The organism is Paenibacillus xanthanilyticus (assembly GCF_042682185.1).
GTDB lineage: Bacteria > Bacillota > Bacilli > Paenibacillales > Paenibacillaceae > Paenibacillus_Z > Paenibacillus_Z xanthanilyticus.
On record NZ_JBHUHA010000002.1, the window covers coordinates 1,508,926 to 1,533,225 of the forward strand.

General features: G+C 55.4%; 26 protein-coding genes. 5 read left to right on the top strand and 21 right to left on the bottom strand.

The window, feature by feature from the left end:
* Nucleotides 1-148 precede the first annotated feature (148 nt).
* The 13 genes from ACFSKT_RS23755 to ACFSKT_RS23815 all read right to left on the bottom strand — a co-directional run bounded on the left by ACFSKT_RS23755 (nucleotide 149) and on the right by ACFSKT_RS23815 (nucleotide 10,494).
* Nucleotides 149-574, bottom strand: coding sequence for an NUDIX hydrolase (locus tag ACFSKT_RS23755; protein ID WP_377717835.1), 426 nt, complete (start codon nucleotides 572-574; stop codon nucleotides 149-151).
* Between the two features lie 57 nt (nucleotides 575-631).
* Entirely contained in the window at nucleotides 632-1,213 is a 582-nt protein-coding gene (locus ACFSKT_RS23760; RefSeq protein WP_377717836.1) for a TetR/AcrR family transcriptional regulator, read from the bottom strand.
* 34 nt (nucleotides 1,214-1,247) lie between these two features.
* The gene (locus ACFSKT_RS23765; RefSeq protein ID WP_377717837.1) at nucleotides 1,248-2,528 is read right to left on the bottom strand and encodes a phytoene desaturase family protein; all 1,281 of its coding nucleotides are present in this window, start codon (nucleotides 2,526-2,528) and stop codon (nucleotides 1,248-1,250) included.
* Between the two features lie 243 nt (nucleotides 2,529-2,771).
* A complete protein-coding gene (locus ACFSKT_RS23770; protein ID WP_377717838.1) occupies nucleotides 2,772-3,365 on the bottom strand; it encodes a YdeI/OmpD-associated family protein in 594 nt (197 codons plus the stop codon).
* A gap of 58 nt (nucleotides 3,366-3,423) precedes the next feature.
* Nucleotides 3,424-3,846, bottom strand: coding sequence for an SRPBCC family protein (locus ACFSKT_RS23775; protein WP_377717839.1), 423 nt, complete (start codon nucleotides 3,844-3,846; stop codon nucleotides 3,424-3,426).
* The gene (locus tag ACFSKT_RS23780) at nucleotides 3,843-4,172 is read right to left on the bottom strand and encodes an ArsR/SmtB family transcription factor (protein ID WP_377717840.1); all 330 of its coding nucleotides are present in this window, start codon (nucleotides 4,170-4,172) and stop codon (nucleotides 3,843-3,845) included. The genes ACFSKT_RS23775 and ACFSKT_RS23780 overlap by 4 nt, the downstream gene beginning before the upstream one ends.
* Nucleotides 4,173-4,256: 84 nt before the next feature.
* A complete protein-coding gene (locus tag ACFSKT_RS23785; RefSeq protein ID WP_377717841.1) occupies nucleotides 4,257-4,679 on the bottom strand; it encodes a DoxX family protein in 423 nt (140 codons plus the stop codon).
* A 223-nt stretch (nucleotides 4,680-4,902) separates the two neighbouring features.
* Complete coding sequence (locus ACFSKT_RS23790; protein ID WP_377717842.1) at nucleotides 4,903-6,681, bottom strand: sensor histidine kinase; 1,779 nt, start codon at nucleotides 6,679-6,681, stop codon at nucleotides 4,903-4,905.
* Nucleotides 6,682-6,924: 243 nt separating this feature from the next.
* Complete coding sequence (locus tag ACFSKT_RS23795) at nucleotides 6,925-7,578, bottom strand: DUF421 domain-containing protein (RefSeq protein ID WP_377717843.1); 654 nt, start codon at nucleotides 7,576-7,578, stop codon at nucleotides 6,925-6,927.
* 149 nt (nucleotides 7,579-7,727) lie between these two features.
* The gene (locus ACFSKT_RS23800; RefSeq protein WP_377717844.1) at nucleotides 7,728-8,018 is read right to left on the bottom strand and encodes an HAD family hydrolase; all 291 of its coding nucleotides are present in this window, start codon (nucleotides 8,016-8,018) and stop codon (nucleotides 7,728-7,730) included.
* Between the two features lie 8 nt (nucleotides 8,019-8,026).
* Nucleotides 8,027-8,446: an HAD family hydrolase gene (locus ACFSKT_RS23805; RefSeq protein ID WP_377717845.1), complete on the bottom strand. Its 420-nt coding sequence runs from the start codon at nucleotides 8,444-8,446 to the stop codon at nucleotides 8,027-8,029.
* A gap of 96 nt (nucleotides 8,447-8,542) precedes the next feature.
* A complete protein-coding gene (locus ACFSKT_RS23810) occupies nucleotides 8,543-9,337 on the bottom strand; it encodes an SDR family NAD(P)-dependent oxidoreductase (RefSeq protein ID WP_377717846.1) in 795 nt (264 codons plus the stop codon).
* A 143-nt stretch (nucleotides 9,338-9,480) separates the two neighbouring features.
* Nucleotides 9,481-10,494 (bottom strand): helix-turn-helix domain-containing protein, encoded by a 1,014-nt coding sequence (locus ACFSKT_RS23815; RefSeq protein ID WP_377717847.1) that lies wholly within the window; start codon nucleotides 10,492-10,494, stop codon nucleotides 9,481-9,483.
* A gap of 226 nt (nucleotides 10,495-10,720) precedes the next feature.
* On the opposite strand from ACFSKT_RS23815, the gene ACFSKT_RS23820 reads away from it, so the two are divergent.
* Nucleotides 10,721-11,416, top strand: coding sequence for a DUF2238 domain-containing protein (locus ACFSKT_RS23820; RefSeq protein WP_377717848.1), 696 nt, complete (start codon nucleotides 10,721-10,723; stop codon nucleotides 11,414-11,416).
* Between the two features lie 13 nt (nucleotides 11,417-11,429).
* Here the strand turns inward: ACFSKT_RS23820 and ACFSKT_RS23825 are convergent, their stop codons facing one another.
* On the bottom strand, nucleotides 11,430-12,449 hold the full coding sequence (locus tag ACFSKT_RS23825; RefSeq protein ID WP_377717849.1) for a zinc-binding alcohol dehydrogenase family protein: 1,020 nt from the start codon (nucleotides 12,447-12,449) through the stop codon (nucleotides 11,430-11,432).
* A gap of 172 nt (nucleotides 12,450-12,621) precedes the next feature.
* On the opposite strand from ACFSKT_RS23825, the gene ACFSKT_RS23830 reads away from it, so the two are divergent.
* Together ACFSKT_RS23830 and ACFSKT_RS23835 are read left to right on the top strand one after the other, a co-directional pair.
* Nucleotides 12,622-13,491, top strand: a complete 870-nt coding sequence (locus tag ACFSKT_RS23830) for an AraC family transcriptional regulator (protein ID WP_377717850.1) — start codon at nucleotides 12,622-12,624, stop codon at nucleotides 13,489-13,491.
* 161 nt (nucleotides 13,492-13,652) lie between these two features.
* A complete protein-coding gene (locus ACFSKT_RS23835) occupies nucleotides 13,653-13,847 on the top strand; it encodes a hypothetical protein (RefSeq protein WP_377717851.1) in 195 nt (64 codons plus the stop codon).
* A gap of 203 nt (nucleotides 13,848-14,050) precedes the next feature.
* Here the strand turns inward: ACFSKT_RS23835 and ACFSKT_RS23840 are convergent, their stop codons facing one another.
* A complete protein-coding gene (locus ACFSKT_RS23840) occupies nucleotides 14,051-14,401 on the bottom strand; it encodes a ribonuclease E inhibitor RraB (protein WP_377717852.1) in 351 nt (116 codons plus the stop codon).
* Nucleotides 14,402-14,740: 339 nt separating this feature from the next.
* Here ACFSKT_RS23840 and ACFSKT_RS23845 point away from each other — a divergent pair, with 339 nt between their 5' ends.
* Together ACFSKT_RS23845 and ACFSKT_RS23850 are read left to right on the top strand one after the other, a co-directional pair.
* Entirely contained in the window at nucleotides 14,741-16,516 is a 1,776-nt protein-coding gene (locus ACFSKT_RS23845; RefSeq protein ID WP_377717853.1) for an ABC transporter ATP-binding protein, read from the top strand.
* Entirely contained in the window at nucleotides 16,503-18,281 is a 1,779-nt protein-coding gene (locus ACFSKT_RS23850; protein ID WP_377717854.1) for an ABC transporter ATP-binding protein, read from the top strand. The genes ACFSKT_RS23845 and ACFSKT_RS23850 overlap by 14 nt, the downstream gene beginning before the upstream one ends.
* Nucleotides 18,282-18,364: 83 nt before the next feature.
* Here ACFSKT_RS23850 and ACFSKT_RS23855 read toward each other — a convergent pair whose 3' ends face one another.
* From ACFSKT_RS23855 to ACFSKT_RS23880, 6 genes are all read right to left on the bottom strand, one after another.
* Nucleotides 18,365-18,859 carry a hypothetical protein gene (locus ACFSKT_RS23855; protein ID WP_377717855.1) on the bottom strand — a complete coding sequence of 165 codons (495 nt, stop codon included), beginning with the start codon at nucleotides 18,857-18,859 and terminating at the stop codon, nucleotides 18,365-18,367.
* A 135-nt stretch (nucleotides 18,860-18,994) separates the two neighbouring features.
* Nucleotides 18,995-19,390, bottom strand: a complete 396-nt coding sequence (locus tag ACFSKT_RS23860) for a hypothetical protein (protein WP_377717856.1) — start codon at nucleotides 19,388-19,390, stop codon at nucleotides 18,995-18,997.
* Nucleotides 19,391-20,246: 856 nt separating this feature from the next.
* Entirely contained in the window at nucleotides 20,247-21,425 is a 1,179-nt protein-coding gene (locus ACFSKT_RS23865) for an MFS transporter (protein ID WP_377717890.1), read from the bottom strand.
* A gap of 172 nt (nucleotides 21,426-21,597) precedes the next feature.
* Entirely contained in the window at nucleotides 21,598-21,951 is a 354-nt protein-coding gene (locus tag ACFSKT_RS23870; protein WP_377717857.1) for a MerR family transcriptional regulator, read from the bottom strand.
* Between the two features lie 21 nt (nucleotides 21,952-21,972).
* A complete protein-coding gene (locus ACFSKT_RS23875) occupies nucleotides 21,973-22,965 on the bottom strand; it encodes an aldo/keto reductase (RefSeq protein ID WP_377717858.1) in 993 nt (330 codons plus the stop codon).
* A gap of 517 nt (nucleotides 22,966-23,482) precedes the next feature.
* Nucleotides 23,483-24,241: a hypothetical protein gene (locus tag ACFSKT_RS23880; protein WP_377717859.1), complete on the bottom strand. Its 759-nt coding sequence runs from the start codon at nucleotides 24,239-24,241 to the stop codon at nucleotides 23,483-23,485.
* Between the last annotated feature and the right edge of the window lie 59 nt (nucleotides 24,242-24,300).

Genomic DNA, 24,300 nt, shown 5'->3' on the forward strand with positions numbered 1-24,300 from the left:
TGACCGATATTCAGTATCACTTATTACCACTACATAGTAACACGCAGTAGTCGGATTGTCAAAGCCCCTCCACGACAAAAAGAGCAGCTGCCCGGCGGGCAAACTGCTCCTAGATGGCGCGAAACTCGCGTTCCCCGTTCGCCGCGCGCTAACACTCCTTAAGCGGAATGGAGAACTCCACATATATGGGATGACAATCTTCCTTCAAGCAAAGCTCGATTCGTTCCTTGAAGTTGCCCCAGCTGACCATCTCGAGCGCGGTGTCGATCGGGAAATATCCAACTTCGAGCGACTCCTCCGTCGCCGTTAATTCGCCGCCGACGGGTCTGCCCAAAAACAGCATGTTGCAAATGCTGGCGCCTACATTTTGAAATACGCCGCAAAACTTCGTCACTTCGATCTCGATGCCGCTCTCTTCCTTCGTTTCCCGGATCGCGGCGTCTTTCAAGGATTCTCCCTCTTCCACCTGACCGCCCGGCATCTCCCAGCCTCGCTTCGGTCCTTTGATCAACAAGATTTCGTTATGCTCGTTCACGACGATCGCCGCCGCGGAAACAATATGTTTGGGCGCCAATTCTTCGTCCTCCCCTGAATCATGCTCGCCGGCTGCGCCGCCGCAGCTACGGCCGCATCACGCGAATACCAGTCGCTCGATCATATCCTTTACCGTGTTTTTCCGGATCGCGATGACTTCCGCCTCGGAGAGGTTCCCGTAAAACTTCCGGATGGCCTTATGATGCGAGAAATAGAAATACACCGCGCCCAGCAAGCTGACGACGAAATCTTCCGGATGATCGACCTTCCTGCATTCGCCGGTCTGGACGCCTAAGCGATACATCCCGAGCACCGCTTCGAAAAAGAAATTTTGATGATGAAGCTGCAGAAAAATGTCCCGGTCTTGCGCCACGCTTTGGTCCATAATCTTCACGAAATACGGATTATGATGAAGAAAATCCATAAAATGCTCCATGACTTGAATCAAGTTGTCGCGAACGGTCGTCCCGTTAAGTTCAATCGAAACGGAAGCCGCCTTGCCGAACAAGTCGTTAATGACGGCCGTGAAGAGTTCTTCCTTGCTCTTGAAGTGATAATAAATCAACGCTTTGTTCACGCCGGCCGCTTTCGAGATGTAGTCGATCCTCGCCCCGTCGAACCCTTTCTCCGCAAATTCCCGTAAAGCGGTTTGCAGAATTTTTTCTTTTCCCTGACTCATGCCTGAATTCCTCCATCACCGCGCTCCTGCGGCTTCATTCGCTTCCGGATAATAAATCCGCGACCTTCTTCGCGCTATCATAGCAAGGCATGCCAAGCGCCCCCGATCCTTCCGTGGAATCGCCAACCAGGTATAAGCCGCGTACGGCTCGGCTTTGCAGCGGCAGCAGTTTGGCATTCGTTCTGCGCGCGATCCCGTTCACCATCGCCCGATGGATGATCCGCTTATGGACGACATGCTTTTCCCATCCAGGATATACGTTATGGAGCAAAGTTTCAAATGCCGCTTGCGATCCCTTCCCGTGATCGTCGTCCTGCTGCTCCCGGGCGCTCAAGAACTTCAGGCCGTTGACCAATTGCCCGCCGGCCGGGACGGATGAAGGATTATTCAACCCGTAATCATTGATGTAGAAGCCGCCGTCCAGATCCAGCAAATTCCCGATATCGCCGCGCAGCCGCTTGGCTAGCATGAGGTCGTAGACGAACACATAGTGAGCCGGTTGATTAACATAATCGCCGAACTCGTCCGCAAGGGAGGAATCGCCGAAGAGCTTGCCCAGCTCCCTCGGCGGAACGTTCAGCACGACGTCATCGAATAGATGCCGCTCTCCCGCGCATACGACGCCCTTCACGCGATCCGCTTCCACGATGAGCTCCGAGACGGGTTTGCCGAATAGAATGCGTCCCCCATTCTTCGTAATCGCATGCTGCAGCTCTTCCAGGAGGACGTCATACCCCATATAGCTTAATGGTTCGTTGCGGGCATACTCGCGGGCGGTTAATTCCACGAATCGGTTCATCGAATACAAGTCGAGCGCGCCGTCGTAGACCGATAACGAGGCATAAGCGGACAGCACCTTGGCGATCTCGGGGTTGTGTACGTTGCCGCGAATCCATTGTCCGACGGAGAGGGTTTCCGGGAAGGCCGGCGCTTGCTTTACCATTCCGTAAAATTGCTTCAAACATTGCAAATGGTTAAAGAAGCCCGAAATCGCGGGAGAGGTCAGCGCGCCGAAACCAAGCGGACTCGAGACGACCTTGCCGCCCAGGAGAAGCTTGAATTTGGACAAGCTCGCCTTCCGGTACGTCATCTGCAGGTCAAGCTCGCGAACGATGGAACGCATCGGCTCTTCCTTGGGCGCCAATACCGCATGGGCGCCGTAACTCATCGTAAAACCGTTCTTCGACATGACATGGCTTCTGCCCCCCGGAATCGGCGCGCGCTCCATCACCACGACCTGGTGACCTCTCTTCGCCAACAAAGCCGCCGTTACTAAGCCGCCAATACCTGCCCCTACGATACCCACTTTCTTCATACCCTCGACCTCCCCCAAGAATTAGACTAACCGTTTAGTCTAATATACTTCCAACTGCTCCCACACGCAACGACAATTTGCGTCGTATACGTGAACAAGTTGGAAACTTCTTCATGGCCTACGAATCGTGCCTATATATCTAACGACAACAAAAAACAGCCGAACGTGGTTCGGCTGCTTTCTCGATTGTATTCAGCTAAAATGCCCTCATGCCTTGGCGTTGCCCTGTCTTCTGACGAAATCCTAATCATTCAATCCCTTGCCATCAAGTATTTGCTGCATATACTTCTCCACCCGCGCCACGCGGGTCTTGGCTTGTTTGGGGGCGGCGAAGTGAAGCAGGTATGCGCGCTGCCGGCCCGGCGTCAACGCTTCGAACGCGGTCTTCAAGTCGGGGTGCTCATCCAGCTTCGCTTGGAATTCTTCCGGGACGGCATATTGCTCACTCTTCTTGAATTCGATCTCCAAGCCGGATTTCTCCACCTCGATCGCTTCGTGAATATAGGCTTCAATGGTCGCTTCCATCTCGATGATCTGCTGCACGCTCGTGAACCGAAGCTGGCGCGCGGCCTGCACGTTCTCCGTCTGTTGGATCAGGATGCCGTGAGGATCGCGCAGCAGGGCGCCTTTGTGAAACAGCAGCGCGCAATAGTCTTTGAAGCCATGAATAATTACGATGTTCTTATCGCCAAGCGTGTAGCACGGATGCATCCATTTGAAATCCTCGGTCAGCCCGCTGTTCAGCACGATCTCGCGCAGCTTCTCGAATTCTTCTTTCCACGTTTTGGCTTTCCTTAAGAATCCATCCACCTTGGGATTGGTTACGCGAGTCGTCATTCAGGAGCGCTCCTTTTCCTATGCATAATGGGTTCGCCGCGTTCGCGCGGGCGTTGAACTATTGCGCCAGCGCCTGTTCCAGATCGCCGCACCATTTGCTCCAGCCATACTTGGCGCCATTGAGCGCAGGCGCGTTGGAGATGCCGGTCTGTTCGAGATGCAGGTTCACCTTGCCCGCTTCCAGCTCCTGCAGCGTCCAGGTTATCGTGTGGACCTCATCGCCGCTGCCCCACGTATAGGACAACCGGTTCGGTTCTTCCACGAGCAGCACTTCGCCGTTGATGATGCCGTCCCACCATTCGTTCGGCTGGGTGCGGAATTGGAATTTGTAGCCGACGACGGGCTGGAAGTCGTTCTCCATCGGCACGCCAGTGTGGATGTTGGCGATCCACTTGGCAAGCTTGCCCGAATCGGTCAGGGCGTTCCACAGCTTCTCGATCGTCGTCGTGTACTGAAAATCCAAATTCAACGTTAAACTCATTCTTCTTCCTCCTCTAATAGGTGCTGCAGGCGCAGCAAATTCGCATGCCAGAACTTGTTATAGTAAGCCACCCAATCCTGCACCTCTTTAAGCGGAGCGGCGTTTAACCGATATCGCGTTTCGCGGCCGACTTTGCGGTCATGGACCAGTCCGGCTTCTCTGAGGATCGTCAAATGCTTGGATACCGCCGTGCGGCCCATGTCGAACTGGGCCGTCAATTCATGCAGCGGGATCTCCTCGGCCTCTGCTAACAGACGGACCAGTCGGCGCCTCGTCGGATCTGCGATCGCATCAAACACATCTCGCAACTGGTTTTTCTCGCTCACGACAGTCCCTCCAAAAATTGATTTACCGCAGCTGCGCGCTCATGTTGACACGAAGGGAGGACCGGTCATGATTAGGAGCGCCTCTTACAGCGTCCGGCTCTTCGGACGCAGCGCCCACGAAGCGATGTTCAGCGCGGCATAGACAAGCGGCAGGAGGATGGAGAACGCATCGACGCCGGTCTCGCTGCCCAGCGCATGGGAGATTGCCGCGCCCGTCAGGAGAAAGAAAAAGCCGGCGTACGTCCATTCCTTCAGCCTCGCGGCCCCGGGTACGACGATCGCGATCGCGCCCAGTACCTTCCATATCCCAAGAATGGTCAAAACGTACACAGGATATCCAAGATTCGCCACCAACTCGAGATTTCCTTCCCATCGCAGCAATTGCCCGATCCCGCTCATCGTCATCGACGCCGCGAACAGCAGCGTGACGGTCCAATACGCGATCGCCTTCCCTCGAACCTGGGTACCTGCTGTCGCGGTCGTTGCCGTGCCGATCATTTTGCTCATTTGAATGCCTCCTCAATATCGTCTGGGTCATGCCTCTATTCTGACTGCAACCATTCGTCCATTTCTTCTTATGGGACACCTTTTGGTGTCTGGTTAGATTATAGGACACCGAATGGTGTCCAGTCAAGGACGTTTTTCGAGAACACGAAAAAACCTTTCCTTCCCGGAGCAGGCGCTATCATCGCCTCATTCCGTGAAGGAAAGGTTCGCTCTTGCCGTCGTCTTAAGACGCGACCGGAATTTCGATCGTGAATTTGACGCCATTGTCATTCTCGACCTTGATGGTGCCCTTATACCTTCTCACGATGGCGAGCGTGATCGGCAGGCCGAGCCCCGAATTGCGCCCCCCCGGCTTGGTGGTGACGCCTGACTCGAATATTCGATCCATGACCGCCTCATCGATCGACCCGGCGTTCCGGACGATGAAGCGCAGCCGGCCGGCCTCGATCGCGCCCGTTAGCTCGACCGTTCTTTGTTCCGGCTCGACCTTCGCTACTTCGTCGAACGCGTTATCGATCAAATTGCCGAGCATGCGGACGAAATCGACGGACCGCACCCCTTGCGGGAACCCGCTCATATTCGAGAAGGCGTACGTGAACCGGATGTCCTTTCGCTGCGCCTGCACGAGTTTGCTTTGGATCAGGGCCGCCAGCGGAGGATTGCCGATATGAAGCATTTCGTTAATATCGTGAATTTCGCCGACGACTTCTTGGGTATACGCGCGCAGCTCGCCGTACTTCCCGACCTGAGCCAACGCGTGGATGGTATTGATGTGATTGACGAAGTCGTGCCGCTGCTCCCGGATATTGTTGAACAGCACGTTCATTTCCTCCACGTAGGTGGCTTGCGCCTCGATGGCCGTTTGATCTTTCGACCGGCTGAAGTAACGGTTCAGCAGGAGCAGAAGCAGCATGCAGACCACGGTGACGAGCAGGATGATCATGCCCATTTCCAGCAAAATGCCGTTCAGCTGATTCTGGATGCTGCGGTAATCGATCGCGATGCCGATCACGTAATAATCCAGGTTCTGTTCAAGCTCGCGGACGGAGTTGTCCGTCACGAGCCCCAGCTCGTCGATCTTGTCCGTGAACACCGGGATGAACGTCTTCAGAATCGTACGTCCGTTCACGTCAGCCTTGTAGCTGGTGCTGGCCTTCGTCTCGATCGCCCGCCGGATTTCCTTCTCGTCCAGCTCTTCATGCGCGTACGCGTTCGTGCCGAAGAAGACCGGCGCATAGTACCGGGGCGTATACGTCTGACCGGAGCTGGTCTTGGCCACGACCCTCTCTCTCCCGAGGGCCGTCGGGTTGAAGCCGGCAATCTCCAGGATGCTCGGGTCGGAGGCGGTGATGGAGCCGATAATGGATGCGATGCCGATCGTTTGCTCATACTGCCGAATGGACGCGTTCGAGACGAACGGGTTGATGATGTAATTCGTGGTCCCGTCATAATAGTAGCCGTACTTATAAAATTCTTCCGCGTTCGTATCGGAGACGGAGTACGGCCCGGTCCAGTAATGGTCGAGCGCATCGCCCCACCGGATCGCCGTCACGTTCTTCTTCTCGTACAGCTCCAGAAAAACCTTGTTCCACAGCCCCCATTTGTTCGTCGACAGCCCGATTTCTTCGCGTTTGGACGATCGCGCGAGCACGAAGCCCTCTCCTTCTTTGGTCAACAGCGTGACGTCGTCGATCGCAAGCTCGCGCGCCAGCGCGTCCAGCTCCTCATTGGTCACGTTGTCGATATCCGGATCGAGCCGCGATCGAATCGCCAGCGCGACCGCCCGCAGCTTCTCGCCGACGAGCCGTTCGACGTACGCCGAGCCCTCCCGCGAATGGTCGAGAATGTTGTGGATGGCTTGCGCCTGCGACTTCAGATTGTCGACCTCTTGCCGCTCGAGCTTCTCTTTGCTTATAAAATAATAGATCAGATTGTTCGCGATGAGCAGCGCAATCAAGGCGATCGTCAATAATAGCGTAACCTTGGTATAGACGTTCCGCATGCTTTCTTCCTACCCCCAACTGCCAGTTCATTCCTACCTTTTTCTCTCTGCATTACCTATTATCGCATAGAAGCGGCCTGTCGGAAAAATAGAAAAAAAAGGCATTTGCACTTTGCGTGCCTATGCCTTCTACAAACAATGATGATTAGTCTCCATGGTTCGGAATCGCGTGCGCATGCGCAAAAAGACGGCCTCTATCCGGTCAACATCCGGATCAAGGCCGCCCGACGATATGGTTTCGCCCTAAGGCTTCAGCTGCACCAATAATTCATGCCCCTGCAAATACTCGGCGTAGAACACCTGCTGAATCTCGGTAACCGATCGCAGGCGCAGCTCCTCCCGGAGCCACTCCTCGCTCTTGTCCACCTGCTTCAACGACTTCTTCACGAGGACGCCGTCCATCACGAGCGGCGTCGGCAATGAAGCGACGCCGCCTTCTCCATACCGGAGCGCTTCGCCTTTCACGATGCTGACGTTCCCGTCCGGTTCGAGAAACGCGAAGCGGACTTCGCGCAGCGAGAACACGTCCTTCTCCCGCAGCAAGCCCATCAATTCTTTTAATTCCATGCGGTGCTTGCGCAGCATGTTCCTGTCGATGATGCCCTCTTCGATGACAAGCTCCGACTCCCCGTCCAGCAGTTTGCGCGTAGCGTCGAACTTCAACGTGATTTTATCGATTAAATAGATCATCGCGGTCCACAGCAGAAGCGCATAGGACATATGGAGAGCGGTGACATCACGCTGGTAGAGCACGTTGCCGACGAGCTCGGACAGCACGATGGCCGAAATAAAATCAAACACGTTCAGCTGCCTCAGCTCGCGGCCTCCGATGAACTTCGTCATGACAAACAGGACGACGAATCCCGTGATCAGCTTGACGGATAATTGAAGATACATGATTCATCCCCCCGTACGACTACTCCCCTCTATTATTGGCAGTTGAGGAGCAGATAGACGTCGTCGGGAGAAGGATTTGGGGCGCCTCTAATCCTATGGCAGAGCATGTTCGCAAGCTCTGACGGAAGCCGGCGGCGATCATGCAAGGCTTAGGACGCGGAGAAACCCGCGATTCGGCGCAGGTCGCCGTCCCAGATCTGGTGCTTACAGCGAATCGGCATATTCGCTGGAGACGAGGCGGAGTGAATGTAGCAGGCATCGATGCCGATCCGGCTTGCCCCCTCCAAGTCCGTGCGCGGGTCGTTGCCGATCATAAGCGCCGACGACAAGTCCGCCCCGTACTGCTCCTCTAGATAGCGGTATAATAACGGATCCGGCTTGCTGACGCCCGCCTCCGACGAGATCGCGATCCCGTCGAACAGGTCGCGGATGCCAAGCACCTCGAGCTCTATCTGCTGTCGAACGTCCGCTGGCCGTTCGACAGCAGATAGAGCTTCTTGCCCGCGGCGCGCAGCGATTCGAGCAGCTCGTCCGCGCCGTCGTAGAGCGCAAGCTTGCGCATCGACAGCGTTCGGAGCCAGCGGACCGTCTCGTTCAGCCAAGCCGCAGTCGGCTGTCCGCCAAGCTGCCGCGCGGCGTCGCCGAACGACTGCTCCATGACGAATTCCGGGCATTCGAAGCGCGCCTTGCCCGCCGCGAGCTGCCGCTCGGACGCCTCCAGCACGGCGGCATTCAGCGCCTGGCCCTCTGCCTTCATGCCCGCATAGCGGTAATGCAGGGCGAGCCGCTCCCAGACGACCGGATCCTCCTCATCGGTCTCGATATCGATCAACGTGCCGTACAAATCGAAAATATAGGTCTCGTACATGCGTTCCACTCCTTCGGCTCTAGCATACCCGCTATCGGGAGGATGCTCAAGCTCCGGAACCGCTTCCGTGCGTATCGCGCCCGGGCGCGCCCTTCGTTAATAGATCGTCGGCACCATGCCTCCGTCCATGCGGATCGGCGAGCCCTTGAAGGCGGAGGCGTACGGACTGCCGACGAACGCGGCCAGTCGCCCGATCTCGGCCGGCCGGATGAATCGCCGCAGTTCGGACTGCGGCAGGCTAGCCGCCATGAACGCGGTCTCCTTGTCCGCGAACGTCATCGATTCGTCCGGGTACATCCCCTCGATGATCTGCTGCACGTTCTCGGAGAGCGTCGGACCGGGCATGATCGTATTGACCGTCACATCCGTGCCGGCGGTTAATTTGGACAAGCTGCGCGACAGCGACAACAGCATGGACTTCGTCATCGCATACTGCGGCATCAGTCCGGAAGGCATGACGGCCTCTTCGCTCGCGATGAACATAATCCGTCCCTGCCCCTGCTTCAGCATCGCGGGCAAATAAAATTGGCATAAGGCGTTCGCGGCAAGCACGTTCGTCTGGAAGTAGCGGTCCCAGACATCATCGTTTACGTCCTCGTAACGCATGATTTCGTAAATTCCCGCATTGTTGACGAGAATGTCGACCTGCGGGAACCGTTCGAACAAAGCGGCGCGTTGTTCCGCATCCGTCAGATCGGCTGCGGCATTGCGAGGCGAGGTCGCCGGAAACGCCGCCTTCAATTCCCGCACGGTTCGCTCGACCTCATCCACGCCGCGCCCGTTCACGAGAACGTGAACGCCCTCCCTGGCAAGCTCCATCGCGATCGCTTTCCCGATCCCTCTTGCGGAACCCGTAACCAACGCGGTTTTGCTGCTTAATCCCATATCCATGCTGCATGTCTCCTTCACTGTGACTATCGGATAGGGAATATATTACGCGGTCCGCATCGCGCCGTAACTAGCCGCCACCGCCAACGTTCTTGCTCCACGCGCCAATTGCCGCTTCGCCCTGCCTCGCCGCGCCCGCCTCCATGTTAGTTCGCGCCGGCATGCGCCGTCCGCCAGTTGGCGGGCGTGTCGCCTTCCCAGAGGCGGAAGGCGCGGTAGAACGAATTCTGGTCTTCATAGCCGATCAAGAACGCCACTTCCTTGATGTCGAGCGACGGATCGGCGAGATAAGCCCGCGCCTGCTCGCGTCTGGCCTGCGTCAGCAGCTGCTTGAAGCTCGCCTGCTCGTCCGCAAGGCGCCGCTGCAAGGTCCGATCGCTCATGCCCAGCTCCCTCGCGACGGACCGCATGTCGAGCCCCCCTTCCGTTAGACGGCGCTTCATGATCCGTATAACCGTCTGGGACGTCGTGCTTGCGCTCTGTCGTTCGACCAGCGAATGGTCCAAGGCCGGCGTCAGAATGTCCAGCAGCTCTTCGTTATAAGTGATAAACGGAAGGTCCACATCCCGCCGGCGCAGCGTCAGCCGATTACGGGACGCGCCTGTCCGGACCGGGCAGCCGAAGTAAGCTTCCAGCGCCCGCGCATCGCCCATCGGCTGCGCGAATTCGACGAGCCTCGCCGTCAACGGCTTCCCCGTGCCTCGGCGCCCGAGCTCCAGCAGAAAGGCCAGCGTAATGCCGGCTAGCAGCGGCGGACCGGACAGTCCGCCGGACTGCCAGTCCAGCTCGATCGCGCAGCGATCGCCCTCCTCGGCGATGCTCAAGCTCTCGGGCGGGCACAGCTGCTTGTAGCGCGCCATGCGGACCAGCGCTTCGCGGTAATCGCGCGCGTGATAAGGCGCCAAGACGGTCGGCGGATATTGAGCGGTCTCGAACGCCGTCGCAAGCTTGACGATGCCTTGCGCGATATCGCCGCTCAGCTCGGTGTACGCCTGCCAGATCGCGTAATATTGGACGGTCGTGACGAATGGCACCGCGTCGATGTCGAGCGGCAGCCGCGCTTGACGGGCGACATCCGAAGGGGCGATTCCTAATTGCCGCAGCCCTTCCCAGAAGCCTGGCGGAATTCGAATCGCGTCCGAGGCATGCGTAGTATTCATGTCAATGGTTCTCCTTTAGCCGAACGGCTCCCGTGGTCGGGTGCCTCCATGGTCATTTTCGTAATTCGTGGTGTATGGGCACCCCTATGGTTGACTCCATTGTAGCCGATCGGCGACTGCCTGACCATGCGACAAGGGGATGGAAGCTTATGCTTTCGCCGCGGTTGGGAACGCTATGGATATTGGCACGATTGTCCATTTGGGTAACTAATAAGGAGGAAGCCTCGTGACGAATTCATCCGCGAAGGAGCCGCGAAGCGCAGGCTGGTCCCGCATGCTGAAAAGCCACCAGATCCGCTTCAGCTCGAATTGGCTGCTTCAAGCCGCGATTGCCGCGTTCGCGGTCTTCTGGGTATGCATGGCGATTCGACCGCTGGATTGGAAGATCTGGCTGGTGGAAAACGCGTTGTCGATCAGCTTCATTATTCTGCTGATCTGGACATACCGCATACTCCCGTTGACCAACGTCAGCTATCTGTTGATCGCGGCATTCCTCGCGCTGCATACGTACGGCGCGCACTTCACCTACCAGCTGACGCCGGTCGATGACTGGCTAAAGTCGCTCTTCCATCTCAAGCGCGGCATCTACGACCGCATCGTGCATTTCGCGTTCGGGCTGCTTCTCGCCTTCCCGGTGCGGGAGGCGGTGCTATTCCGGCTCAAGCTGCGCCATGCCGGCCAATATGTCGTCACGTTCGCCTTCATCGTCGCGGCCAGCGGGTTGTTCGAGCTGCTCGAAATGTGGGCCGCGGTGCTGTTCAATCCGAAGCTGGCCGCCAAGTATGTCGGGCTGCAGGGCGATCCGTTCGACGGCCAGAAGGACATGACGATGTCGCTCCTCGGCGTCCTCCTGGCGATTAGCCTCTTCGCTATCCAGCGGCGAATCGGACGGCAAAGAAGGCGGCAGCGCCATGACGCCTAGCCGCCCTCCGAGGTTACAATTCAACGATCGCCTTGATCACCTTGGACTCCGGCCGAAGCCAAGCCTCGAAGGATTCGATCATCCGGTCGAACGGGGCGCGGTGCGTGATGTACGCGCCGATATCGAGCCCCCGGCCGCCCAATACGTCCATGACATGGCGGAAATCGGCCCTCGTCGCGTTGCGGCTGCCCATGAGCGTGAGCTCGCGCTTATGGAACTCGGGATCCGAGAACGTGATGTCTCCTTTCACCAAGCCGACGAAGATCAGCTTCCCGCCATGCGCGACCCATTCGAACGCGTTCATCATCGAGGCCGCATTGCCGGTGGCGTCGAACACCGCGACCGGGAACTCCCCGCCCGTCAGCTCGGCAAGTCGCGTCTTCGCGTCCGGCTCGGACGCGCGGAGCGTCTCGTCCGCGCCCGCCCAGGACACGCAGAACGCCAAGCGCTCCTCGTTCATATCCATCGCGATGACGCGCGCGCCCGCGTGTTTGGCGAAAGCCATGACGCCCAAGCCGATCGGTCCCGCGCCGACGACCAGCACCGTATCGCCCGCCGCGACTTCCGCCCGCCGCACCGCGTGCGCGCCGATCGCCAGCGGCTCCAGCATGGCCGCCTCGTCGAAGGAGAGCCCGCTTACTCGCAGCAGTTGGGCAGCAGGCACGGCAATCCGCTCCCGCATCCCGCCGTCTTGGTGAACCCCGAGCACCTGCATGTCCGCGCAGCAGTTGGTCGTGCCGCGGCGGCAAGCCAGACAGCGTCCGCAGTGCAGATACGGTATGACCGCGACCGTATCCCCCGGCTCAAGCCCTTCGGCATTGTCGCCGATCTGCTCGATCACGCCCGACAATTCGTGACCCAATATCCTCGGGTAGCGGAAGAACGGCTGCCGGCCTTTGAACGCATGATAGTCCGTTCCGCATATGCCGATTCGCCGGATGCACACGATCGCCTCTCCCTCGGCCGGCACCGGTTCGGGCAAATCCTCCGTATATCGGAAGGCTTCGATCTCCTCGCATACGATTCCCTTCATGGCGATCTCCTCTTTTCTTGGTAGATGGTTTCGGACGATCGCAGCTCCGCTGCTCGCCCGACATGCATTTAATTGTACGCCCGGAAAAGGAAAAAGAAATGTCCTCCCCCTGCAATTTCATGTCCGATTCTGATACGCTAGCGGTAACCATACCGTCAAGGAGGCAGCCGGCATGCAGCCCATCCGCAAGCCCTTCCGTCTCGATCCGCTCTTCCCGTTCGAGCTGGTCCATCGCGGCGTCCGTTATTCGGAGAACGAGCTGCCCGATCATGTGCACGACTTGTACGAAATCGTGTACATTCACGAAGGCAAGGGGACCTTCTTCATCGATCAGTCGCTGTATGACAAAGCCCCCGGCGATCTCTTCCTGATCCCCGGGAATACGGTTCACCGGGCGTTCCCCTCCGCCGACGATCCGATCGTGTCGACCGCCTTGTTCTTCGCGCCCTCGTTCGCGCAGCCCGTGCTGCCTAGCGAAGACTATCGGCCGCTCCGGAGCTTCGAGATCGCGCGTCAGCGCAAACATTATCGCGTACCACTCCCCGAATCGGTCCGGACGAGCGTCGAAGCCTGTATCGCCGCCATGGCACGCGAATGGCACGCGAAGGCATCCGGCTATCGCCATGCCCTGTGGCTGCAAGCGCAGCAGGTACTGCTGGAGCTGGCCCGGCTTCCGATCACGGCGGAGGCGGCATCCCCTTCGCCGGAATCGGCGCTCGCGCCGCGCTGGGTCCAGCAAGCGCTGCGCGACATTGACCGCGATCCCGTCGGGTGCGGGGGACTCGCTTCCCTGTCGGCCGGCGCCTGCGTCAGTCCGGGCCACTTCTCGCGCGTCTTCAAGCAGCTGACCGGGATGAACGTGACCGATTACGTCAATGCCAAACGGCTCGTCCGCGCCAAAGAACTGCTGCTGGCCACCGACGACAATATCGAGACGATCGCGCTTCGCTGCGGCTTTCAGGGCATGCGCCATTTCTATCATCAATTCCGCAAGCTGACGGGCGTTACGCCTCTGACGTACCGCCGCCAAATGAAAGCATAGCGGCCTACCGAAATCATTACAGTTTTATTACCGATTAGGCATATAAACATATGTTCGGGATTATAAATTAGTGAGGGTAAGTTAGGTTTCTTCCCTTGCGGACAGCCGATTGGGAGAGGAAAGAGTAGGCAAGAAAGGTGAGTTTGGAGACGGAGGTGAACATGACCATGAACGTGTTTACAACCATTATTTCGCTTCTTACCGCAGCCTTTGGCTTTGCTACCGCCTTATTGGAGTATTTGAAGACATCCAGAGCCGCACGGAGAGCAGAAAAAACCGCTAACGGGCAGCCAGCGGTTTCCTCCGACGAAGATGCGGCGGCGAATACGAGCCTGCGTAATCCATTCCGAGGGTAATTACGCGGCGCAGTCAAGACACGGGGGGCGTTCCGAGGCGCTTCTCGTGTCTTTTCGCCTCTTGGTTTTCTTACCTCTGAAGTGTATGCGGAGGCCTTGGGCATTATTACGACCTCACATGGGATGAACGGCATATGCGTATTCGTCGAGACAGACGCCTCGGACGACCATCAACCAGCTTGCTGGTTGCGGGCTCGAGCTGGTTACGCTCGTCCCAGCATGCGCTTCAACCCGCTTAGGAAGCGTCCCGGTTTGACGACCATCGTCTCCCAGCCGTCATACTCTCCATCATGCTGCTCTGCTGTCCGAACCAAAAAGTCGGTAACGTCGCTGATGGCAAGAAGCTCCACCGTCTCCGCTCTGGCAATCCTCAGCCTATATTTATTTTCTTGATCGGCTTGATCCACGATTTGAAAACCGTCTTGTTGAACGCGCGCTTTGAATTGATTGCGCGACGCCGCGGAGTGGAAGTAGAGCCAATGATGGACGTCTCTCGGCTTGTCCAACCGATCGCCTAGTTGCGCTAGCTTATGGATGATATGCCGATTGGTCATCCAATGCCGGTTCGCTTTGCTCGGATATAGCGACTCATAATAAAAGCTCCGCGGCTTCTCCTCCTCAATGCGTTCAAGATCAAACCGATAAGGCTCAAGAGTCCCCGCGGCAATCCGCTCCAGCTCGCTCCCATCCGCGTCATCCCTTCCTCAACCCCAGCCATAACATGCGCTTGAAGGCAAACCCGACTTCTTCAAATTTGCATAAAAATAGCCAATGACGAAAATAGGACCGCCGACGCAGAAAACCGCTAGCGCCTTTTTCTACATGTGATATAATTCCTTTGTTTCTTTATTGCCATGAAGCACTACCACACTACAATAGAAACTGGTGATCGCATGTTTCAATTCAAGTGGCTTTGGCACAACTTGAAGGGAGACCGGGTTCGATATATTTTCGCGCTCTGCCTCTCGGTCGTGGGCTCCTCGCTTACGATTATCAACCCGTATCTCAGTCAGCGCATCGTCGACGAGTTCATCGCGGGCCCGGACGCAGCGCGGAACTTGGCGGACGGACGGGGACTCTTGATCGCCCTGGGTCTCGGGATGATCGGCTTCTCGCTGCTTCGCACGGGCCTGGCGTATTTCACGACGATGCTGTACGAACGGGCGTCGCAGAACATGCTCTACCGGGTGCGGATCTTCCTGTACAACAAGATTCAAGGCCAAGACATGCGGTATTACGACCGCAACCGCACCGGCGACCTCATGACCAAGATGACCGGCGACCTCGACATGGTTCGGCACACGTTGGCGTGGATCATCAAGACGATCATCGAGTCGCTCACCGTCTTCTTGGCGGCCGTCGTCTACTTCTTCTATATCGACGCCGAGCTGACGCTGTGGCTGCTCATCTTGTCGCCGCCGATCTTCATCGTGGCGTTCATCTTCGCCAGACGCGTGCGTCCCATGTACATCGATCTGCGCGAGCGGCTGTCGCAGCTCAATACGATTACGCAGGAGAACATCGCCGGCAACCGCGTCGTGAAAGCGTTCGCGCGCGAGGAGTTCGAGATCGAGAAGTTCACAGAGAAGAGCTCGAACTACTCCAAGGCCAATAAGGCGGCCGCCTTGGTCTGGCTGGACTACTTCCCGTACCTCGAGATTTTCTCGCAGGGCTTCACCGTCATCCTGATGGTGGCCGGGGGCCTATACGTCATGGACGGACGTCTCACCTTCGGGGAATTCGCCGCGTTCACCGCGCTCATCTGGGGCCTCTCCAATCCGATGCGCAGCATTGGCATCATCATCAACGATATTCAGCGTTTCTTCGCCAGCTTGACCAAAATTATGGACGTGTACTACGCGGAACCGGACATCGTCAACGCGCACAGCGATCGCGCCAAGCGCCGCTACCAAGGCCGCATCCAGTTCGAGAACGTCAGCTTCAAATATGACAGCGCTACCGTCCTCGACAACGTCAGCTTCAAGGTCGAGCCCGGCGAGACGATCGCCATCATGGGTGCGACCGGCTCCGGCAAGACCACGCTGATCAATCTCATTCCGCGCTTCTATGACGTTACGAAGGGTCGCGTCCTCGTGGACGGCACCGACGTCCGCAAGCTGGAGCTGGATGAGCTGCGCGGCAACATCGGCGTGGCGACCCAGGACGTCCTGCTGTTCTCGGATACGATCGACGGCAATATCGCCTACGGCGATCCCGACATGCCGGAGGAGGACGTCGTCAAGTTCGCGCAGCTGGCCGCCGCCCACGCCTTCATCACGAAGATGCCCGAAGGCTACGACACGATCGTCGGCGAACGCGGGGTCGGCCTCTCCGGCGGGCAGAAGCAGCGGATCGCGCTCGCCCGAGCGCTCGCCGTGCAGCCGCCGATCCTGATCCTCGACGACACGACCTCCGCCGTCGACCTCGAGACGGAGGAGCATATTCAGAAGAGTCTGCGGGAGCTTGCGTTCCCGTGCACCAAAATCATCATCGCCCAGCGCGTGTCCACGACGGCCGAAGCCGACCGCATCCTCATTCTGGAAGGCGGCAAGATCGTAGAGGAAGGCACGCACGCCGAGCTGCTGCAGAAGCGCGGCTACTATTACGACGTATTCATGCTGCAGAACGAAGGCATCGGAAGGGAGGCGAAGACCCGTGGCAAGGAATAAATTCGATATCGACGAGAACCTGGAAAGCCCGTTCAATATTAAGCATTTCCGGCGCGCGCTCGTCTACATCAAGCGCCAGCAGAAGCCGATGATCATCGCCTTCATCCTGAGCGCCTTATCGGCGGGGATCGCGCTGTCGGCCCCGCTGATCATGCAGCATGTCGTGGACGTGACGATTCCGGCCAAGGACAAAGGCGGCCTGATCGGCTGGTCCGTTCTGCTGCTGGCCACGATCATCATCAGCGTCATTCTGGCGACCATTCGTTCGCGCATGATGACGCGTGTCGGCCAGGACATTATTTTCGATATCCGGACCGATCTGTTCAAGCACTTACAGGAGCTGCCGTTCCAATATTATGACGACCGGCCGCAGGGCAAGATTCTCATCCGGGTCGTCAACTATGTCAACTCCGTCTCGGATGTGCTGTCCAACGGGATCATCAACTTTATCTTGGAAATTCTGAACCTGCTCTTCATCGCGATCTTCATGTTCGCCGTCGACGTCAAGCTCTCGTTCGTCATTCTGGCGGGGCTTCCGGTGTTCCTGGGCGTCATCATGCTCATCAAGACGCGGCAGCGCCGGGCGTGGCAGGCCGTGTCGAACAAGAGCTCCAATCTGAACGCCTACCTGCAGGAGAGCATCAGCGGTATTCGCGTCACCCAGATCTTCACCCGCGAGACGCATAACGAAGGGCTCTTCACCCGCCTGTCGACCAATTTCCGCACCGAGTGGATGCGCACCATGTATTTGAACTTCCTGATTCCGTTCTCGGTCGACAATCTGGCGACGATCGTCACGACATCGATCTATTTCGTCGGCTTGCTGGCGATCGGGCCCGAGGAGATCACCTTCGGCGTCATCCTCGCGATGAGCAGCTATGCGGCGCGCTTCTGGCAGCCGATCCTGAACATCTCGAACCTGTACAACAGCTTCGTCAACGCGGTGGCTTATCTGGAGCGGATCTTCGAGACGCTCGACGAGCCGGTCACCGTCAGCGACGTGCCGGGTGCGAGGACGCTCCCGCCGATCCAAGGCCACGTGACGTTCGACGACGTCACCTTCGCCTATGATCCGGGGCACAACATTCTGGAGCATCTCTCCTTCCAGGTGAAGGCAGGCGAGAGCATCGCGCTCGTCGGTCCGACGGGCGCCGGCAAGACGACGGTCGTCAACCTGATCTCCCGCTTCTACAACATTACGGGCGGGGAGATTCGGATCGACGGCCACGATATCGAGCAGGTGCAGCTGAAGTCGCTGCGCAGCCAGATGGGCATCATGCTGCAGGACAGCTTCATCTTCTCCGGCACGATCATGGACAATATCCGCTACGGACGCTTGGATGCCACCGAGGAAGAGATCATCGCCGCAGCCAAGACCGTCTGCGCCGACGACTTCATCCGCGAATTCGAGCACGGCTACATGACGGAGGTCAACGAGCGCGGCTCCAAGCTGTCCCAAGGCCAGCGGCAGCTGATCTCCTTCGCCCGGACGCTGCTCGCGGACCCGCGCATCCTCATCCTGGACGAAGCGACCTCGTCCATCGACGCGCAGACCGAGCGGCTGCTGCAGAAGGGCTTGAACGAATTGCTCAAAGGCCGCACGTCGTTCATTATCGCCCACCGCCTGTCCACGGTGAAGAACTGCGACAAGATCATGTACGTCGCCGACAAGGGCGTCGCCGAATGCGGCTCGCATGACGAGCTGATGGCGCTGCAAGGCCGGTATTACAAGCTGTACTCCGCGCAGAAGATGCACGCGGTGTAAATCGAAAGAAGCGATGCACATGGCTGCATCGCTTTTTTTATTGCGCGCGAAGGAACGCGGCACGGCTTTCCCGTTCCGCGCGCTTACTTTTTCATCAGCTCGTCGACCTTCGCCTTCATGGCGCGGATCGTCGTCTTCTTGTATTGCCAGCCCAGTCGAAGCACCCTTAGCTGCTCGCGCCGGGACAACTTCTTGAACCGGGCATCCTGCTTCAGGTACGAACGAACGATGGACAAGCCGCTGCCGGCGATCCGATCCGCGTTCCCGTTCGCATGGGGCAGTTCCTGGGGACGCTGCCGTTTGCGGTAACGGTTGACGAGCGCGGCCCAGGCCGTCGCAAGGGTGCCTTCGTCCACCAGACAAGGCACGGCGTTCTTCTTCGTGAATCGTTTGTAGTAGTCCAGGTGGGTATTCCCGCTTAAAATGACGTAACCGCCATCTTTCCGGCTTTTGCGGACGACCAACAGCTGCATGCAATCCTGCGCGACTTTATGAAGCTCCTTGCTGCGTTTCGTGGTTTTGGCGCTCAACCCGGCCTTGATCTTGTGCAGAGGTATATATTGCACCGTATAGCCCATCCGGCAGCACCCCTCTTGGTGTTGGATGGTTTAGTTTATGCCGCCTTCTCTAAAAAGTACACGATAGCGCAGACTAGCCGCCGGCGGGGCTGCACGGAGTTATCGCGCTTGATCGGAATCCATGGCCGATGGCTGCTACATGCTCTCCGCGACCAGCCACGTTTTGGCATCTTCCGGGTCGATGAAGAACTTCAGCGGGATCGACGTTGGGGATTTTCTGAATTGGCTGCGTATTCGCCAGGTTGTGAAGGCCGGACAGCCGACGATCGATAGTTTGCTTATGGTTGGCGCGATCCGGCGGATGCTAGCTGCAAACTCCGCGATGACCTCGTGGGTCAGATTGGTTTTGTAGAAATCCACCCATATACGCATGCGCCGCTGTTTCCCGAGGATAAAATTTTCTTCCTCCTTCATGAGCGCAAACAGAGCATCCTTGTTTCGATAGAAGCTCCCGTATTTCAGGCAGTGGATCTCCCCGCCTTTATAATAATAGGGGTATAGCGAGCCGCCTGGTGATTTTACGCTGTACATCCCAACACCTCCGCCCGTTCCGTTCTCTTCAACCGATGTTTATTTTTATTCCAACCACTGTCTCGGTCCCTTGACATGGAAGAGCCGATCCGGATCCGTATGTAACGCATCTTGGATGCGTGAAATCGTAAAATCGCTAATCGGCCTAGACAATGCGTCGACATGGAAAACGCGGCATTCCGTTACTTCTTGCGCATCCGGCCGCGGCGCTGATTGACGTTCACTCGTAGACGATGGCGCGCTTCAATAGGTTGCGGGTTAATTAGTCGCGGACGACATCACGCACGTCTTTCATCACGCTTAACTCAATTGCAGCACCTGATTCAACAAGAAGATCGGCATATTCGTTATGTCTTGGCTGATGCACGTCGATTTTCTGAATGAACAAATTCTCGAACTCGATACGGAGGTAGCCAAACGGCAGATGCGACAACTACCTAGGAGCCCAATACTGGCGCATCGCTCGAAAAGACCGACACCGAGCAGCTGTAGCTGTCGCGCACTCCATCATGATTATTGCTTACCATCTTCTCCCACGCAAAGAGGATTACAAAGATTTAGGTAGCCACTACTTTGAGCAGCGACAGCAAGAAGCGATTGTTAGACAAGCCGTACGAAGGCTCGAGAATCTTGGTTTTCAGGTCGCTCTCTCTAATTCGGAGGCTTCTTAAGCGTTCCGATTTCTCATAAATCTCGTTGAAGCACAGTTTTTAAAAAACATAAAGGCTGGGCTTAGTTTCGTGCTGCCATTTTTGGGTTTGTGCTAAGAGTAATTTTCGGGGTAGCTCAATCCCTTCTGCATATTGCCTAAGGCAGACTGCTCCTCCTTGTTTCATATTTATCAATTTTTCTTCAGTCAACTCGATTCTATAGAATGAGAATCCACATTCATAGACTCTCCTTTATTTTTCAACAAACGTTTCACAAAATAAGTGAAAAGAAGCAAGGAAACGACAACCGACCCGGCGCTGACCGCGAACAATACCTGGTAGCTTGAGTACTGGGAGACCCAGCCCAACAAGATCGCACCCAGCCCTATACCAAGGTCATTAGCAGTCGTTATCGTGGCGTTGGCGACCCCTTTGCGGTCCGGACGGGCCAGAAGTATCGTCGCCGATTGAAAAGCCGGTTGCGCGGAACCGAAGCCGATACCATATAAAACAGCCGATATCAGGACGCCGATCAATCCGGTCGAGACGCTCAGGACAATCAATGCACAAATCGTAATGACAAGTGAAGGTACAATGACAACCATCTCGCCGTAGCGATCGGAAAGTTTTCCTGAAAGGGGACGGCTGAGCGCAAGCGTGGCAGCAAAGGTCAGAAAGAATGTGCCTGGATTGACCTGGATCGAGCTTGCGAACAGCGGAACAAATGTGGTAATACCGCCATAAGCGATGAACAGAAAAAAGACGGACGCCGCAAGTGGCAAGACCGATTTTTCGTACAATTCGATTCTTCCTGCGCCCGTTTGCGGCCGAAAAGGAATTTTTGCACCAAACGTCAGGAGCAGCGCTGTTGCAGAGAGGACGACGGCGAATAAAAACAAAGCGCTGTACGAATGGTTCTGTGTAACCCAGATACCGAACATCGGGCCGATCGCCATAGCCAAGGTCGTGGACGTGCTAAACCACCCCATTCCTTCGCCGCGGCGGGCAGCCGGGATCGTATCCGTTATTGATGTGATTATGGCGGTGGTCGAAAGCGCCCAGCTCAACCCGTGCAAGATTCGGAGAGCTATAAGATAGATAATTTCACCGACCCAGTTATACATATACATTGCGAAGATAAAAAGAAGCAGCCCCCATACTATAAACGGCCGCCTACCGAACCGCTCCAGCAGCCCGCCGACAAGCGGCCGAAAAAATACGGCGGACAACGCAAATGCGCCCATCGCCAGACCAACTTGCGATTCGGTTCCGCCCATCTGTTTGATGAACGGAGGTAAGGTCGGATACAGCATATAAAAAGCGACAAATAGGAACAGGTTTCCGATCGTCATGAGAACAAATTGTTTCGTCCATAAACGTTCCAGTGATCATTTCCTCCTCGGAGCAGGTTGACTTACTCCTCGTATCTTCTTTGCCCCTTCTCTGCTGCCTGTTGAAAGTTCTTACGCTCATTACAGGTGACCAACGATCCGGTGAGGTACATAAGGGGTCTTGCGTGGCCAGCTACTGCTGGTTGTATTGAGCTAACGTTCCCAGTTAGCGCAATGACTGATCATATCTATCAATTTTCTCGTTCATACGCCCCAACACTTTATTCATCTCATCTATTTTTGTTAGCAGTTGCTTACGCTGCTCGGCTAGAAGTTCTCTCCTTGCACCTATGGTAGCATCGCCTTGTTGATAAAGCCCTGCATACTCAATTAAACCTTCAATGGGAAGACCTATACCTCGCATACATTTAACATGTTCGACCCATCTGCAGTCTTCTTCCGTATAGTCCCTGATTCCGCTTTTATTGCGATTTACACGTGGTATAAGTCCGATGCGCTCGTAGTAACGGAGTGTATCGGGCGATATGTCGAATTTTTCACTAACTTCTGCAATGAGCATTGGAGTTTTCCACCTTCCCTATCAGTTAAAGCCGACCCTAAATCCATATACAGGGTGAGGTACATATAACTCTTCCAGAAACGAAATTTCTTCTGGCGTTAACACAATTGCAAGCGCTGCTGCTGCATCTTGGAGATGCGATATTTTTGTAGCGCCGATAATGGGGGCAGTTACTGGTTCTTTCTGAAGCAACCAGGCAAGCGCGATCTGAGCACGTGGAACACCGCGTTTCTCCGCAATGGCCGCCACTCGCTCTACAACTAATCGGTCGTTGTCTGCAGTCGCATCATATTTGGCTTTTTGAACCTGATCGGTTTCAGAACGAGTCGTTGTTTCCGACCAATCGCGTGTCAATCTTCCTGATGCGAGCGGACTAAAGGGAATAACGCCGATTTTATCTTCCTTACAAAGCGGCAGCATCTCCCTCTCGTCTTCACGATAAATAAGGTTATAGTGGTTCTGCATCGATACAAACCGGGTCCATCCATTTTTCTCGGCAGCATGCTGCGCCTTCATAAACTGCCATACATACATAACGGAAGCACCAATATACCTGGCTTTACCAGCCTTCACAACATCATGAAGAGCTTCCATCGTTTCTTCGATGGGCGTATTGGAATCCCATCGGTGAATTTGGTACAGATCTACATAATCGGTCCCTAGTCTCTTGAGGCTCTTATCTATTTCACTCATAATTGCTTTGCGTGAAAGACCCCCACCATTGGGACCTTTATGCATACGTGAATAAACCTTTGTCGCAATGACAATTTCATCTCGATTCGCATAATCCTTAAGCACCCGACCAACAATCTCTTCGCTTGTCCCTCCTGCATATACATTCGCCGTGTCAAAAAAATTGATCCCAAGTTCAAGGGCTTTTTTTATGACCGGCCGACTATGTTCTTCATCAAGTACCCATTGATGAAACCCTTGAGCTGCTGAACCAAAACCCATACAGCCCAGACAAAGGCGAGATACATCTAACCCGGTATTTCCAAGCTTCGTATATTCCATTTCGTCAATGCCTCTCTTTCCCTCTGTTTTGTTATTAAAAATGATACTGTAACCTGATATCCGATATTATTGCATTTGGAGTTCACTCCAAGTCAAGCGATTTTGTGATTCGTTTTGTTGAGCATCATTAACGTAATCTGTCCGTTACTTCAATGAAAAAAAGCAGCCGATCATATGACCAGCTGCACAGGATCTTATTCAGCTAACGTTCTCCGATACTTCAATTTGTAGGGCTTACTTTAGTTCATTTCCTTCTAAAACTATTTATTACAAACATGACGAACAATATAACCATAAGTACACTTAGGATAACGTAAATCAATGTTGAGATATAAATGTTCGTTTTCTCTCCCCTCTAAACTACTGCCCGTTAACCAGCTTTATACGTCTTTAAACCTGGAAAGTTACTTTATCTTAAAACCAGCAGCCGTAATAGGCTGACGGTTCATTTTCGCCGTTACATCACTTTAAACACTCTATCGGCCGCCGCTGTGGTTTATTGAGCTATCGTTTCCAGTTAGCGTAACAAACGAACAAGTAAAGACTCGGCCTCTTTCGTCATGCCCAAACCAACAAGTTCTTTTGCATGACGCTCAACGATGTTTCTGTCCGAACATGCCGTAAATTGCAAATTTCGAACGGAAGCCAAGAGTAGTTCTTTCTCAGGTGGGATTGCTGTAGGTAGTCGCACTATACCCAGAGAATCTTCGGTCTTAATCGCAATCTGTAACTGCCGCTCCAACCTAATGTCCTGTAGATAGTGAACTGGATCCGCGATGGGATATAAGTTGAATTTCTCCTGAACTTCGTTTAATACCTTTGCTCTTTCCTTTTTCCAACGGTCATGGTCGAACCACTCTGAATTTAGATCTTTGGATTCCTCTTGACGCACTCTCTCCAGATACTCATCTTCACTCGAGTAGTCGTTCATTAATAGTAACTCGTCGTAGAAATGTAAGGAGAAAAAGTCATTAAGATTTCGAGCGACAAGCTGGACATGGTCAGAATGCATAGGAGAGATGCGGATCACAGGCGCTTCATTTAAGTCTTTTACGAATCCAAAATCAGTTAACAGTCCAAAATGTTCTCCGTCCGCTCCTGTATCTGCAAATGGGAAACAATCCACTGGCGTGCAAAAATACCCATCAGTCGTATTAAAATCAATACCAAGATAAAGGCCCGTAGGGTTTTCTAAATAGCCAACTTCATGGGAATATTCTCGCTCCCACGTGATTATTTGTTCAAGCAGCACAGGGGTTCTGTAATGATTATTCATCCGCTTACCTCACGACTAGATTTATTTACTTGTTACTAATTTCAAGGTGGATATCACGT

Bases quoted from the DNA above. Each gene is read 5' to 3' on its own strand.
- ACFSKT_RS23760 (WP_377717836.1), bottom strand. From the start codon at position 1,213: ATGAGTCAGGGAAAAGAAAAAATTCTGCAAACCGCTTTACGGGAATTT.
- ACFSKT_RS23765 (WP_377717837.1), bottom strand. From the start codon at position 2,528: ATGAAGAAAGTGGGTATCGTAGGGGCAGGTATTGGCGGCTTAGTAACG.
- ACFSKT_RS23770 (WP_377717838.1), bottom strand. From the start codon at position 3,365: ATGACGACTCGCGTAACCAATCCCAAGGTGGATGGATTCTTAAGGAAA.
- ACFSKT_RS23775 (WP_377717839.1), bottom strand. From the start codon at position 3,846: ATGAGTTTAACGTTGAATTTGGATTTTCAGTACACGACGACGATCGAG.
- ACFSKT_RS23785 (WP_377717841.1), bottom strand. From the start codon at position 4,679: ATGAGCAAAATGATCGGCACGGCAACGACCGCGACAGCAGGTACCCAG.
- ACFSKT_RS23790 (WP_377717842.1), bottom strand. From the start codon at position 6,681: ATGCGGAACGTCTATACCAAGGTTACGCTATTATTGACGATCGCCTTG.
- ACFSKT_RS23795 (WP_377717843.1), bottom strand. From the start codon at position 7,578: ATGTATCTTCAATTATCCGTCAAGCTGATCACGGGATTCGTCGTCCTG.
- ACFSKT_RS23805 (WP_377717845.1), bottom strand. From the start codon at position 8,446: ATGTACGAGACCTATATTTTCGATTTGTACGGCACGTTGATCGATATC.
- ACFSKT_RS23810 (WP_377717846.1), bottom strand. From the start codon at position 9,337: ATGGATATGGGATTAAGCAGCAAAACCGCGTTGGTTACGGGTTCCGCA.
- ACFSKT_RS23815 (WP_377717847.1), bottom strand. From the start codon at position 10,494: ATGAATACTACGCATGCCTCGGACGCGATTCGAATTCCGCCAGGCTTC.
- ACFSKT_RS23825 (WP_377717849.1), bottom strand. From the start codon at position 12,449: ATGAAGGGAATCGTATGCGAGGAGATCGAAGCCTTCCGATATACGGAG.
- ACFSKT_RS23830 (WP_377717850.1), top strand. From the start codon at position 12,622: ATGCAGCCCATCCGCAAGCCCTTCCGTCTCGATCCGCTCTTCCCGTTC.
- ACFSKT_RS23835 (WP_377717851.1), top strand. From the start codon at position 13,653: ATGACCATGAACGTGTTTACAACCATTATTTCGCTTCTTACCGCAGCC.
- ACFSKT_RS23840 (WP_377717852.1), bottom strand. From the start codon at position 14,401: ATGACCAATCGGCATATCATCCATAAGCTAGCGCAACTAGGCGATCGG.
- ACFSKT_RS23845 (WP_377717853.1), top strand. From the start codon at position 14,741: ATGTTTCAATTCAAGTGGCTTTGGCACAACTTGAAGGGAGACCGGGTT.
- ACFSKT_RS23855 (WP_377717855.1), bottom strand. From the start codon at position 18,859: ATGGGCTATACGGTGCAATATATACCTCTGCACAAGATCAAGGCCGGG.
- ACFSKT_RS23860 (WP_377717856.1), bottom strand. From the start codon at position 19,390: ATGTACAGCGTAAAATCACCAGGCGGCTCGCTATACCCCTATTATTAT.
- ACFSKT_RS23870 (WP_377717857.1), bottom strand. From the start codon at position 21,951: ATGCTCATTGCAGAAGTTAGTGAAAAATTCGACATATCGCCCGATACA.
- ACFSKT_RS23875 (WP_377717858.1), bottom strand. From the start codon at position 22,965: ATGGAATATACGAAGCTTGGAAATACCGGGTTAGATGTATCTCGCCTT.
- ACFSKT_RS23880 (WP_377717859.1), bottom strand. From the start codon at position 24,241: ATGAATAATCATTACAGAACCCCTGTGCTGCTTGAACAAATAATCACG.